The sequence below is a fragment of the Hydrogenophaga sp. PAMC20947 genome (assembly GCF_004795855.1).
Lineage (GTDB): Bacteria > Pseudomonadota > Gammaproteobacteria > Burkholderiales > Burkholderiaceae_C > Hydrogenophaga.
In genome coordinates this window covers 1,215,457-1,229,885 of the sequence record NZ_CP039252.1, presented here as the reverse complement: position 1 = coordinate 1,229,885, position 14,429 = coordinate 1,215,457, and the positions used below count along the sequence as shown (strand labels likewise).

Here is a 14,429-nt window from a genome sequence, read left to right as displayed (position 1 = left end):
GAAGAAACTTTGTCTTTTTCTTGAGCGATGGACTCTTTCATTCGGGTGACTTCCACCGGCGATAGGTTGGTGGGGCTTCCGCAGTTCCAGCAGAAGTCGACGTCTTCTGCCTCTAGATCTGTGCGGCATACCGGACAAGTGATATGGGCCATGTCAGAAAAACTCATAACGTTCGACATGAGCGGCGGGCCATGGGGCGCGAAGCGTCCCTTGGCACGTCCGCTCGATGGAGGGGTTAGACGACACCGTCTTGACCCGCAAAGTAGACATCGAACCAAAGCTCAAGGCCGAGTTGGGCGAGGCCTTCCAGCTGCGGCGGGCTCAGAAGCGGACCACCCTGCCCCACAGACTCCCACTTGCAGCAAACATCCACCTTGTTACCTTCGGCCATGAGCTCCGCGAATACTTTGCCCTTCCCGGTGAGCTGGGACAGCAGCCAGTCAAGGTGACGCCGAGCGTCTCGACTCTGGACCTGGCCGTCCGACTCGAGAAACCACCCGGAGTACTTGTAGGGGTACTTGGAGTTTGGTGCGGGCAAAGCGCCGCGCAATTGCGTTCGTGTTGGCTGGACATGCAGCCTCCGCGTCACTGAGTCGGGCTCGAGCGTTTCGCTCATCACGCGCAGCCAGACGAACGTACTGACGCACGTCGCGTATTCGTCATCGTAGCGAACGCTCGGCTGCATCTAGTGTTGTCTAACGAGCATCTTGGTTCATCGAGCAGATGTCTAACGAATGAAAGAGACTTCCCCGTCCCGAGCGAGCCGCGCACCCTGAGGCTTGCGGTTAACGGCAACTGAGTGCCACGATGGGAAGGTCGAACTTTTCATCAACTCACTCGTTTTTGTGGAAGGGGAAGTCCATGTCTGCCATTGTCACTATCGGAATCGATCTCGCCAAGAACGTCTTTGACGTTCATGGTGTGGATGCCACAGGCAAACTCGCTATCGTGCGCCCCTGCGTGCCCCGAGCAAAGCTGTCACGCGCTCAGATGTCAGAACCAGCGCTTTCGGCCATGAGCGGACCGTGGTCAAAAGGGAAAGCTGTCACTCAACCGCTGACGCGGTGGCTGGTGCCCCACGCCCATGAAGACCAGAGCGCGAATGTCGCGCAAACAAACGGGGGAGTCCATCCCATCAGTCGAGCGCACTCGCTACGGCAGGCGGCAGCGAGCCGCTCACCGCGAACGGTTAGGCGTCATGGGGCGGCTTACTTTTTGGGCTCCGGCAGGTATTGCAGCCTGCATCTTGCTGGCGGTTAATTCATGGCATGCGATGCGCATATCAGTGGGCAAGTGCAGCTGCCCTAAGCCCTCAGTGCAGGGCTTGCGGCGCCTGCGTGATGTGCGTCTCGGCCGTGAAGGCGTACCCAATCTGGTGCAAGGTTTTGACCGGCAAGGTCTCGTTAAAGGCTTGCGCCGACTTCTTGCGCAGCCGGGCCACCAACAGGTTGAGGCGCTCCGCACCGTTTTGGGCACGGGGCCCGAACAGGAGGGTGCTCAGATCGCGTTTGGCCTGGGGTTGCCCACTTGAGCGCATGAGTTGCTGAAGGAACATGAACTCGAGGGTGGTGAGTTGCAGTGACTTGCCCATGGGCGAGACAAGCGCCCAGTCCTTGACCGCAAGTACCCAGGGCGCCTCGGCGACCAGCAGTTGGGGCACGCTTGCTTGGTGCCCGGACTTGGGCTCCAGACGAATGGCCGTTGCCTCGATGTTGGCGGACAGTTCCAGCAGGTTGACGGGCTTGACGAGGTAGCGGTCGGCGCCTGCTCTCATCCCGGCCAACCGGTCGTCCAACGAGTCCCGCGCACTGAGGATGATCACGCCCACCTCGGGTTTGGCCTTGAGCAACGACGCCACGCTCAGGCCGTCTTCACCAGGCAAGCCCAGGTCGAGAATGACCACATCGGCCGGATGCGCGGTGAACCCTTTGTAGAAAGCCTCGGCACTGCCCGCACACCACACGTCGTAGCCCGCGTCCGTCAGGAACTCTTGAAGGGTGTTTCGCTGATCAATGTCGTCTTCGACGATGGCAATGGTGGGCTTGTTCAAATTCATGGTGCATGGTCCGCTGGAGTCAGATGCGCTTGATCGCCAGCCGCCTCGGGTGCAATAAAGGGAATGTCGAGATGGAAGCGTGTGCCGCTGGGGACCCGGGGTTCCAGGGACACCCGTCCCCCATGGAGATCGACGATGCGTTTGACCAACGCAAGTCCCAGGCCTGCGCCGGGGATGCCCTCGGCGCCTCGCCCCCGGCGGTACTTCTCGAAGACCACGGCTTGCTCTTCCAGGGGAATACCTGGCCCCTCGTCTTCGATCGTGAAACGACAGCCTGTGGCATGGCGAGTCACCTGCATGGAAACCGGTGTTCCGGGCGCGGAATACTTGAAGGCATTGGACAACACGTTCACCAGCATCACGCGCAGCAGCACGGGGTCACCCTGAACCGGTGGCAGACCGTCAGCCACGTCGAGCTCTATAGGGTGTTCGCCCGACAATTGACCGCCGTTTTCGGTCACCCATTGTGCGAGTTCCGCCACGTCAACCGGCTCGGGCTCCAGCGCAAAGTTTCGGCTCTCGATGCGGTCTTCGGTGAGGCAGTTGTCAAAAAAGGTGCTCAGGCGTGCAGACCCACGCAGGATCCGCTGCGCCAGCGCCTGCTGCGGCGGAAGGTCTTTGGAGCGCAAGGCCAACAACTGCCCCGCTGCGTTGATGACCGCCAATGGCGAGCGCACTTCATGGGACATCATCGCGATGAATTGGCGCTGGTCTGTCAGCGTCTGCTCGATGGCTGCAACGGCATCCTCCAGCTCGGCCGTGCGCTCCGCCACCATGTCCTCCAGGCCTTCGGCATGCGATTTGAGTTGGTTGGCCATGGTGCCCATGGTTTCTTCCAACGCACGCAGCTCGCGGATGGGGCTCAATTTCGGGGCCTGCGCATGCCAGTCGGCTTGGGCCAGGCGGGCCGCCCAGTCGCTCAGCGCCCGCATGGGCCACGCCACCCGGTGTGCCACAAAAATGGCGAAAAACACCGATGCGAGCATGACCGCGATGGTGGTGATCACGGTGTTGTGCAGCACGTCGCGCAGTGGCGTATTGAAGCGGCTCTCGGGCAGGATGATGGCCATGGTGAGCACCGGCCCGTTGTTCAGCGCATGACTCCACCACCGTGCGAGATGGCGAACCCCGTCCACCTCCATGAACTGGCTGCCTTCCGGCTGTTCCGTCGCCCGTATGTGAAGCCCCAAGGCCCGAATGACGGGGTCAAGGCTTTGGTCCATGTGCACCTTGTCCGGGTTGAACGATTCCGTGCGGCCAAAGCCTGCGTCGTCGGAGGAAGATGACGCCAGCATTTCACCCGTTGCTTCGACGAGGAAAGCTTTGCCACCCCATTCCAAAGCCAGTTCTGCCAAAAAGTCGTTGAGCTTCGACATGGCCACATCGGCGGCCAAGACGCCGATCAAGCTGCCGTCGCTGGCCCGCAAAGGCGCAGAGACGCCCATGCCTACGGTGCTCTGGATTGTTTGCTTGCCGAAGCCTGAATAGCGATACGGGGCATACCACGCCATGCCAGTGCGCTCCAGCGCAGCGCGGTACCAGGGGCGATCACGGGCATCAAAACCGAAGTCGGTTAAAGAAACGCGAACGGCCTTTCGGGTGTCTGGGTCGATCCGCATCACTTCCATGGCTCGGCCATTGCTGATTCGGGAACTCAGCGTGTGCAAGGCCTGGTCCTTCCCTCGAGGCGAACGGCCGCCAGCGTAGTACTGCCCGTCTGGCAAGCCCATGGAAACGAACGTCAGTTGTGGTCGCTGTTCGATCTGGAGGGCGAATTGGCGCATCAAGACATCGGGCTGCCGGTACATCAATTGGCCGACGCGCGCCTGTTCGAGGTTGAAAGCAATGACCCGTTGTGGCGCATCAAAAAACGCGTCCACTTTCTCGCGTGTCCGGGCCGCAGCTTCACCGGACAACTGCAGCGCGTACTCCTCCATTGCGGCGTGGGCCGAACGGTAGAAGAAGTTGCCACTGGCCAAGACAATGGGCAACAACACCGCCAACAAGGCGAAGGTCAGGAAACTTCGTAGCGAAAGTCGGCGGTGCAACAACATAGGCCAGGAACGCTGTTGCGCTCAGTGAGAGAGAAAGTCGATGATTCAAGCACAAGTCGTGACCTTTCTGGGTTCTGTTTGGGCTTCTGCTAAGCGGACTTCGCCGCGCTGGGTTTGAACATCATCCCGAGTGGACGTTGATGTTTACCTCAGGAACAGAGTGCAGTCCATTTGGGCTGGAGTGCATGTTTCGCATTCATGTCATTCAGCACTGGTTTAACCTGGCCGATATGGCCTGTGAAGAAGCCTTGTACGACAGTGCCAGCCTGCGCCGCTTCGTCGGCGTAGACCTCCGGCGCGAACCGGTTCCAGACTCCACCACCATCGCGAAGTTTCGCAAACTGCTCACTGACAACAAGTTCGGTGAAGCGTTGTTTGCCATGGTGGTTAAACAATTGCAGGACCGGTACTTCAAGGTCAATACCGGCACCATAGTGGACGCCGCCATCATTGGAGCCCCCAGTTCCACCAAGAATGCAGACAGGGCCCGCGACCCCGAGATGCACCAGACGCGCAAGGGCCAGCAGTGGTATTTCGGAATGAGGCCTCACATTGGCGTGGACAGGCAAAGCGGTCTGGCGCACAGCGCGGTAGTCACTCCTGCCACCCCATCGAAGCCCGCCGACAATGCTTGCATACGGCGGGGTGCTGGCCCGTTTCGAGGCCACGTGTCCGAAATATGTTCGATGTCTTCACCCACCACCGTTCGCCTACTACCCCGCAGAACAACACCTGACCATCGGGTTCAGAGAAAGTAGCTCCGGGCTGAACGAAGGCCGCTACACGCTGCTGCTGTGAGAAAGCGGATGACCCGAGTCATCCGCTGACCCGCTGATCGGGAGCTTCAGGCGAGGCGCGGGCTGGCGAGTCGGCCACCCCACCGCCACCCGTCAAAACTGCACGCCCACCTTGCGCACGCTGCCGTCCGCCTGCGGCACGCTGACCACGATGTTCAAACCACCCTCAAAGCCCGCAGGTGGCGTGCCGGTGACCGCGCCCGTGGCCGCGTCAAACTTCACCCATTCAGGCAAGGGTTTGCCATCGGGTTGAAGGGCGACCACCTTGCTGCCCGCAGGCAGGTTGCCCGGAATCGGGACCAGGGCCTTCACGGTGCCATCGGTTTGGGTCGAACCCTTCAGTGTCATCACCACGCCGGGAATCACCGACTTGGGTTTCACGCCCGATTGGATCGTGGTACCACCCCCTGCCTCGATGCGGGTTTCAGTGCTCTCGCTGCTGGTTTCCAGGCTGGATTTTTTCTTGACGCTGCCCTCGCTGGTTGGCTCGGGCGCTTCAGCCTTGGCATCGCCCGTTTCTTCGTTGGCCTCAGCGGAAGCCGCACTGGGTGGCGCACCTTTCGCGTCGGTCGACTCGGCCTCGGGCGCCGAACCACTCTTCTCCACCTTCTCAGCCGGATCGACTTTCCCAGTCTTGTCGGTCTTTTCTGCGCTCTCGGCCCCAGTGCTGGTCGCGCCCGGCGCGTCTTTTGGCCCGGCATCGGTCTCGGCAGGGGCACCCCCTTGGGCCGGCGCCGGGTCGGTGACCAAGGTGCCCGTTGTTTTCTTGGATTTGGCCGTTCCACTGACGTTCACACCCAATCCCACGGACGAACTGGTCGCCTCGGTTTGAATCACTTTTCCGGCCGCCGAAATGTCGGCCGCACCGTCGGTGGCCATCTGTGTGCCTTGCAGCTCCACATTGCCGCCAGAGGCAATCTGAATGCCGCCCGCGCCGGCAGACAAGGTGGCACCGCGTTGCTCTTGGCCCACGGCGGCATCAAGGTTCAGGCTGCCCGACGCCTCTTTGCTGGATTCCTTCTTGAATTCACCCGCCGTGTTGGCGGTGTTGGTGCTGTTGGCGGCGTTGCCAGTGTTGCCAGTGTTGCCAGTATTGGTGGTATTGGTGGTGTTATTCACCGTCTTGGTCGTGGTGTCGCTTTCGGCCGCAGCCGCCAGGCCAACGCCTACGCCCACCGAGCTGCGCGTGCTTTCCGCCGCCTTAAAGGCCACATCGCCGCCCGCAACCACCGTCGCGCTGTTGCCCGCCGCGAGCTCGGTGCCCACAAAGGTGGCGTTGCCACCTGAGGCCAGCGTCAGGTTGTTGCCGGCCTTGATCGAACCCGTGACCGCCTCCGAGCTCTGGCTGCTTTGCACATTCACGTCAACGCCTGCGCTGCCGCCTTTGGAGGCCGTGGTGTTCCCCGTTTCCGCGTTGTTTGACGACTTGCTCCTCGCCCCCAGGCTCACGCTCACGTCGTTCGCACTGGCGGTCGATTCGTTGCGCGCTTCCTTGAAGGTCAAATCGCCACCTGCCGCCAACTGCGCATCGCCACCCGCCGCGATGTTCGCCCCTTCGATTTCCACGTTGTTGCCCGCAGAAATGTTGAGCGATCCACCGGTACCGAGATTGGAGACAACAGCCTCTGAACGGTTCTCATTGGCTTTGGAAACCCCCACCGAGACGTTGCCTGCAGTCGCGTCTTTGTCAAAACCCACGCTGGCAGACACTTCGTTGGCGCTGCCTTGGAAGGTGTTGCGTGCCGCATCGATCTTCACGCTGCCACCAGCGGCCACGTTGGTATCGCCTGCCACTGCCACCTGTGTGCCCTCCAATCGCGTATCGCCTTGGGTGGTGATGTTCAACCCACCGGCGGAGTTGATGTTGCCCACCACCGCACGGGTGCCCGACGACTGGCTGCTGCCCACCGCCGTGCTGGCCTCGGCCTTGGCATCGATGTTCGCCGAAGCGAGCGCCGTGACTTCCAAGGTCAATGACGCGTTCACTTTGATCGACTCGCCGGAGGTTTCAAACGTATCCTGCGCGGCTTGGTAGTCGAGGCTTTTCGCCGCGATCATGATGCCACCGTCGCCAGCGTTCAGGTTCGTGCCCTCCAAGGTGGTTTTGCCCGTGGTGTTGATGTTGATGCTGTTGCCCGAAATACTGGACACCACCGCCGTGGTGGAGGCGCTTCGGTTTTGATCATTTTCGTAGCCCATCTCAGCCGATGCCCCCACGCGAATCCCGGCTCCGGCCTCCGCGTTGCCGCCACCGCTGCCGCCGCCCGAGGACGAACCCGATGCCGATGCCGATGCTTCGGCCTTGGCTCCAACACCGACCTTGGTTGCCAACTTGGCGCTGGCCGTTTCCGACGAAGTGGTGGTTTCTGCCGTATCCCGGGCGGCGCGGGCTTCGAGCTCTGCGGCGCTGAGGTTGACCGCTCCACCGGCCTCAATTTGAGTGCCCTGCAACACCGTGGTTTCTTTGGAGGCGCTGTTCACGTCGCCCCCCACCTTCACGGTGGACACCACCGCTTGCGTCGATTTGGAGGCAGTGGAATCCACATTGCGCGTCATCGATGCCTCGTGCCCCACCACCGCCTCGCTACCGGCCTGGGCATTGACGCTGCCCTCGGCACTGCCTTTGGCCGATGGCGCACCCGTGACGCCGGCCTTGGCCGTGCCTTGGGCACTGCCACTGGCGCTGGCTTTGGCATCGGCGCCGGAAGCGGCATACACCCCCACGCGGACCGTGGTTTCTTCGTTGGTGGTGTTCAAGAACTGGCTGTTTTCAGCAGCCAGACTTTCGATGCGGGTCGCCGACTGGTTGAAATCGGTGGCCGCTTCGATGTTGGTGCCCACATCCTTGATGGTCCCTTCGGCGGTGCGCGTCACACTGCCGCTTTTTGAAACAATCGACGACGTCACCGCGGTGGACGATCCCGCCTCGGTGGTGGAACGCGTGTCTTTGGCTTGAAGGCCGACGCCGATCTTGGCCTGGGCATTGACCTCGGCACTCACCCCCACCTCTGCGCTGCCGCCGGCCTTGGCGCTGGCGCCCGTGACCTTGGCTTGGGCCGTCGCACTGGTATCGACCCCGGCGCTGGCCTGGGCCTTGGCTTCGGCGCTGGTGCCCACGTCGGCATACAAGCCCATACGCGTGGAGCTGGCGCTTTCTTTGGCGTAGTCGATGTCTTGAGCGGCCTCAAAACTCATCTCTTTGGCCTTGAGATCCACATTGCCCTCGGCCTCAATGGTGGAGCCCACCGTGCTCAGCTTTTCGGCCACATCGAGTTTCATATCGCCGCCAGAGCGGATCGCCGACCCCGTGTTCGTCACTTTCAGCGACTCGCTGTCTCGGCTGTCGATGCGCAACACATCCACCGTGTTGTTGCTGCTGGCTGCCGCTTGCGCGCCGGCATTGGCGCTGGCGCCCGCCGATGCGTTGGCTTGAGAACTGGCCGAAGTGCCCCCCGCACTGGCCGACGCGTCTGCGTTGCCATGGGTTTGAGCCGAGGCCTCGGCCGAAGCCCCTGCCTGGTTTTCGGTGGTTGCGTAGAGGCCCAGACGGATGGTCGTGCTGGTGGACGACGTCTCTTCAATGTTTTGCGCCGCCAACAGTTGCACGTTCTTGGCGCTGAGGTCCAGATCGCCCCCTGCGTTCAATTCCGAGCCTTGCAGCGTGACCGTGTCCTTGGCCTTGATGGTGACGTTGCCACCCAAATTCAACTCCGAGCCCACGCTGCGCTGCGACAGCGAAGCATCGGTCGTGGTGGTGGTTTTGGCCAAGGTCACACCCGCCGAGTCGGAATAGCTGGCGCCCGCGCCGGCGCTGGCTTTGGCCTGTGTGCTGGCCGAGGTTGAGGCCGCCGCGCCGCCCGCCTGCCCACTGGTTTCGCTGCCTTTGGACGAATCCGATTGCGAGGAACTGCTGCTCGACGGCCCATTGCCCACGTTCTCCACCTGCAAAAAGCTGGTGGTTTTGGTGGTGGTGGTGGTGGTGTCCAGGTCTTTCCCTGCCAAGACATTCAAGTTGGTGACATCCAGACCCGCATCGCCGCCCACATTGAGCTTGGAGCCTTGAACGGTCATGTCGCCCCCGGCCTTCACATCGGCGTTGCCGCCAATGTTCAATGAGCTCCCCACATTGCGGCTAGAGAAGCTGTCGGTCTTGGTTTCACTGGTGCCGTACACCCCCCCACCCACGCCGAGCCCGGACATGGTCGAAGTGGTGTTGGAGGTCACCGTGTTTTCTCGCGCCACGATGTTCACATCGCCACCCGCCGCTATTTGCGCATCGCCACCCACGTCGGCGTCCGTGCCCGCCAAGGTGATGTCTTTGCCCGCGTTCATCGCGAGGCTGCCGCCCACGTCCAGGCCCGATTTCACTTGGTTGACCGTGCTCGTGGTGTTTCTGGTGACGCCACCCGACAGAAAGCCACTCTGAGACGAAACCGACGACACCGACGACTTGTCTTCGATGGTGTCAAAAGTGATGGCACCACCGGCATTGAGGGACGCATCGCCCCCCGCACCCATCTGCGCCCCCAGGTTTTGGATGTCGCCCTTGGCGTCAAGTTTGAGGGAATCGGTCGCCACGATCTGGGCGGTTTTGCCCAAGGTGGTGGTCATGTTGCCTTCATCGCCCGCCGTGGCCACGAAAGTGGCATTGGTGATGCCACCCTCGACAGAGGCCAATACCACGCTGCCGCCCATGACGCTGCCCGAGAGGTTGGTGATATCGCCTTTGGCGTTCACCGAAACGCTGGTGGCCCCGGCAATACTGCCCCCCTTGTTCATCAGCTCGGTCACATTGAGCGTTACCTGATCGGCTTCGATTTCGGCACCCCCTTTGAGCGAGGCCAGTGTTTTGGGCGCCAGGAACACAACCGGCGCGAGCACGGTTTGACCACCCACTTCCACGGCCACCATCCAGACAATGCTTTCTGTGAGCTTGGCCAGCTGTTCAAGCGTGGGCGCAACGCCATAGGTCAAGCCCAGTTCGCCACCGGTGGAAAACGCGTTTTCCATCAGTTGTTGGTAAACCCCTCCTGCGCCCGAGAGGCCTGCCAAAAGCGAAGAGCCGGTTTGGGCCATCAGCTGTTGCTGAACCAGGTATGCCTCGTAGTTGTTGTCGCCCAGGCGCTTCATGCTCAGCTCTGGGTCGATGCCCAGCTTGTCGGCCAAATAATCAGAGCCCAACGAAGCATTGTTGGTGAACAAGGGGTTGGTCTCAACCAGGTACCGCGCCGACGGGTTTTTGCTGGTCACGAAGTAGCCGTTCTGGCTCGTGGGCAAGCTGAGGTTGAGCCCCGGCCAATTCAGGGGGTCGAACCGCGGCAACGAAGCCACGCCAACGAAGGTCGCGATGCCAGAGGCGCCCGCGTCGGTGCCGCTGGCGTTGACCGTCCCAGGTGCCGACCCGGCCGACCCTCCGCCCGGCGTGGAGCCCGACGAAGGCAACACAGAGCCCGCATTGGTCATGGCAACACCCGTGATCGACACAGCGCCCGGCGCGCGAATCGACGCGCCGATGCTGGCGCCGTACGAAGTGTTCACACCCACCAAGCTACTGCTGGTGGTGTTTGTTGTCCAGCCTTCGCTCCATTTCGCAGGCCCCAACGCCGCGTAATGGATCTCATACTCCGTCTCGCGGGTGTAATTTTGCCGCTGAACGGCGAGGGCATCGTTGGTGAATGTGGCCCCCGGCTTGGTGGTGCTGATGAGGACGTTGGCCCCTTCAATGACCCCGCCCAAGTTCTTACCGTTCGTGAAATTTTGCAAGCGCACCGTGCCTGAGCCGCTGATCAGCGGCTTCAAGGCCGCCAAACCGGCTGTGAAATACTGATCTCTATGCCAAGTCTCGGTATAGGTCGTGATTTTGTGCTTGTCGCCGTTGTTGTAGCTGTTGTCTTCGTCATCGATAACATAATCCAGCCCCCTGTTCTCCGCCGTGGTCTCGGCATCAGGCAAGTCGCTGGTGACCGTGTCGACGGAAGTCCAAGCCCGCGAGTCGCCGCCTTTGACTTCGTTTCGGATGGTGTTGGCGGTGATGGTGATGTTGCCCGCGCCCATGCCGCCGGCCCTGATCTCGCTCTCGTTGAGCACGGTGTTTTGCGCCGTCATGCTCAAACTGCCCATCGCATTGATGGTGCCCTTGCTGTCAAGAACCTGCTTGAGTTCGTACCGCGCTGTCGAACCTTGCATGCCAAGGTAGCGCCCTTGAACCGTGTGGGTGGTCGCCAAGTTGCTGATGCTGGTGGCGGCATTCAGCGCCATGTCGCCCACGGATACCAAATCGCCGTGGTTGGTCAGGCTGCCCGTGGTGGTGGTGATCGCCGTGTCGCCGTTGCTGCCCACAAGGGCGCCGTTGGCATTGGTGATGGCGGCGGCGCTGAGCGCCAGATCGCCGCCAGAGAACAGGGTGCCAGAGTTGACATAGGTGCCCGAGCCATTGAGCGCAATGGTGGTTGTGCCTTGGCTGTCTTGCATGCTGCCCAAGATCTTGCCGGTGGTGCCTTGGCTCAAGGCCGCGGCACTGATGTTGAGTGCGGCGCCCGCCTGCAGCAGGTTGTTGGTCAGTGTGCCCGTGAGTTGCACCTGGCTGCTGCCCGCCCCCGAGGTCGCGGCCACCACTTTGCCCGCGTTGCTGAAGTTGTGGCCGGCGATGTCCATGCCCGCGCTGGATTGCAACAGGCCATCGTTCTGGATGTTGCCGGTTCCCACGTCGAGCTCAATGCCCCCTATGGCGCCACCGGCGGTGGTCGCGCCCGCCAACACCTTGGCGCTGGTGCCTTGGGAAAAAGCGCTGGCTTGTATGGCGGTGTCGCCTCCCGACTGGAGCAGGCCTGCGTTGGTCATGGCGCCAGTGAGCTGAACGTCCAGGTCGCTGACATGTTCTTTGCCCGCAATGATTTTGCTGGCCGTGGCGCTGTTGTTCAGCGAAGCGGCGTTGATAGCAAGGCGGCCACCGGTTTGAAGCAGGTTGCCGTTGTTCAGAACACCTGCCAGGTCGATCGTGCTGCCGCTGTTGTTGGCGTCGTCAACCAGGGTGGTGGCCGCGGCGCTTTGCGTGTAGTCACGGGCACTCACATTCAGCGCGCCCGAGGCTTGTATTTGCCCGCGGTTGTCGAGATCCTGCGCACCAGCGTCGATGCTCAGGTCTCCCGTGGCCGTGGCACCCGCGATCAAGCGGCTTCCCGCTTGTTGAAGCAGGCCTTCGGCGGTGATGTCCACATCGCCGCCGCCCTGAACAATGCCTTGGTTGTCCAAGCCGCCGCTCAGGTTCAGTTGCGTGGCCCCGCCGTTGCTCATGCCGCCCAAAAATCGAGCGCTGGCCCCTATTTGTTCAAACGCCTGCGCACTCAACGCGAGGGCCCCACCGGCCTGAACCGTGCTGGCGTTGTTGCTCAAATTGCCGCTCAGGGTGATTTGGCTGGCGTGATCCGCCTGCCCTTCGGCCAACAGTTGGGCGCTGCCCGTCTGCGTCAGATTCCTGGCCGCGAGGTTCACCCCACCCGAGGCCTGCATCACCCCGGTGTTGCTCACATCGCCGCTGCCCGTGCTCACGGTCAGGTCACCCACGCGCGCCGCACCCGCGATCACGTTGCCGCTCTGCGTCAGATTCGATGCCGTGATGCTGACGTTGCCATCGCCTTGAACCAAGCCGGCGTTGTTGATGTTGCCGGTGGAAGTCACCGTCACGTTTTTGCCGTCTTGCACACCGCCAATGATCTGCCCATCGCTGGTCTGCGTCAGCCCATTGGTTTGCACCGTGGTGCTGCCTTGGCTTTGCACGGTGCCAGCGTTGCTGGTGCTGCCGGCGACGGTGTATTGGACGTCGCCAGCGCTCAACAAGACCGCGGTCGTTTGGTTCACAAGGTTGGCCCCCACATGAACAATGTCTTGAGCGGTGGAAGCGGTCGACAACACCATGGAGCCGGAGTTGGTCAACCCCGAACCCACATTCACGTTGGACATGCTGGCGGCCTGAATTTCCCCCGCGTTGGACAGCGTGGTACCGGTTTGGATCGCCATCGACCCGGTTTTGGCTTGAATGCCCTGGGTAGCCCCTGCCCCCACGTCAATCGATGTGGACGCATTGAGGTTGAGGTTGGTGTACGCCACCACCTTGGCCTGGCCCAAATCCATGCCGCCGGTGGTGGCAGTGAGATTGACGCTTTGGTTTGCATTCAGTTGCGTATTGGCCGCGCTAGCGTTGAGCTGCCCGACCGCGAGGGTCAAATCTTGACCGGCGGTCCAGATGGTTTCGCTGATCGCCGCTTCGCCCGTCACATTGACATTCACGCCGCCGTTGGCGGTGCGGTTGTTGTTGCCTTCTGCGGTGCTCTGAGAACTGCTGTCTTGCAGCTCACCGGCCTGGATGTTGATCTGCTTCGAGGCAAACAGTTCGCCCCCTTCCAAAATCGCCTTGCCACCCACCACGATCTCCAAATCGCCCTTGCTGCTCAGTGAGCCATTCCCAAACAAAAGCGCTGCATCGGATGGGTTGGGCCCAGTGGCCAGGGAACTGGTGCGGACCAGCAGGTCTTTGTTGGCTGAAATCTTGCCGCGAATCTCGATTTTCCCCGCGGCCGTCAGAGAAAATTCGCCGCCCGATGCAGCCACGTTGCTCAAAATGCGCACACCTGCGCCCTGGTCGGTCGAAACCAGGCGAATGGTGTCCGCGTACATGCCGCCGAGGGAGGATGCATCAATGGCATAGGTAGCGCCACTGGCACTGGACCCCGACGAGCCGGAAACGGAGAACCCGTCCGACCCGATGCTGTGCTTCTGTGCCCCGGTCAAGACCACCAAGTCTTCGGCATTGATGTTGCCGCCGAGGGTGAGGTTGCGGCTCAACAAATTGAGCACGTCGACCCCTTTGGCATTCAGGCCAGCGCCCGTCACCGCGATATCGCCGCCGGAGACCGAAAGGCTCGTCAAACGGCCTCCAGCGACTTGCGGCGAACCGGTGGTCAAAGTAACGGCAGAAGTATTGATGAAACCCGCGCCATTGACCGAGATGCCGTTGGGGTTGGCAATGATTACCTTGGCCCTTTGGCCAGCAACCTCGGTGAAGCCATTCAAGCCAGACTGGCCACCGCCCACCACTTCGTTGAGGATGACGGTGGCCTGCTTGTCCAACTGCATGTTGACGAGCAACTCACCCGCCAGTTGCGTGTTGACAGTGATCGCCGTGCCTTGGGTGTTCGCGTTGTTGAGCACCAGGCCACCGCTGTTGACGTCGAACTGGGTGAACATGTTGTGCGACAGCCCTGCGCCGGAGGCATTGTTGATGTCCACCACCGTCGTCCTCCCGTTGGGGGCCACATACACCCTGCCCGCCTGGCCGCTGGCCATGCCCGCGCTGGCCGACTGGGCGAGCGCAACCACCGGAAAGGCAAGCATGCCGCTGGCCAGCACAACCGCACCCGTTGAACCCGCGGCCGAGCGCGCAATTTCCGAGGCGACCATCCACAGGCCAGTTTTTTTGTTCCTAACAACGCGGTAGACGTGGTTCATGATGGGTTCCTAGATCGA

General features: G+C 61.6%; 4 protein-coding genes and 2 pseudogenes. 2 read left to right on the top strand and 4 right to left on the bottom strand.

Annotated features, from left to right (window positions below; all coding sequences use genetic code 11):
• Positions 1-235 precede the first annotated feature (235 nt).
• Complete coding sequence (locus E5678_RS05490; RefSeq protein ID WP_136177585.1) at positions 236-685, bottom strand: DUF4279 domain-containing protein; 450 nt, start codon at positions 683-685, stop codon at positions 236-238.
• A 176-nt stretch (positions 686-861) separates the two neighbouring features.
• Between E5678_RS05490 and E5678_RS05485 the strand changes: the two are divergent.
• Positions 862-978, top strand: a pseudogene (locus E5678_RS05485) (IS110 family transposase); the annotation flags it as partial.
• A 334-nt stretch (positions 979-1,312) separates the two neighbouring features.
• On the opposite strand, the gene E5678_RS05480 reads toward E5678_RS05485, so the two are convergent.
• Together E5678_RS05480 and E5678_RS05475 are read right to left on the bottom strand one after the other, a co-directional pair.
• On the bottom strand, positions 1,313-2,056 hold the full coding sequence (locus E5678_RS05480) for a response regulator transcription factor (RefSeq protein WP_136177584.1): 744 nt from the start codon (positions 2,054-2,056) through the stop codon (positions 1,313-1,315).
• Positions 2,053-4,110, bottom strand: a complete 2,058-nt coding sequence (locus E5678_RS05475) for a sensor histidine kinase (protein ID WP_136177583.1) — start codon at positions 4,108-4,110, stop codon at positions 2,053-2,055. Before E5678_RS05475 ends, E5678_RS05480 begins: the two co-directional genes overlap by 4 nt.
• A gap of 173 nt (positions 4,111-4,283) precedes the next feature.
• Here E5678_RS05475 and E5678_RS05470 point away from each other — a divergent pair.
• A pseudogene (locus tag E5678_RS05470) lies at positions 4,284-4,715 on the top strand (IS5 family transposase); the annotation flags it as partial.
• Positions 4,716-5,000: 285 nt separating this feature from the next.
• Here the strand turns inward: E5678_RS05470 and E5678_RS05465 are convergent.
• Positions 5,001-14,411 carry a hemagglutinin repeat-containing protein gene (locus E5678_RS05465; RefSeq protein ID WP_136177582.1) on the bottom strand — a complete coding sequence of 3,137 codons (9,411 nt, stop codon included), beginning with the start codon at positions 14,409-14,411 and terminating at the stop codon, positions 5,001-5,003.
• Between the last annotated feature and the right edge of the window lie 18 nt (positions 14,412-14,429).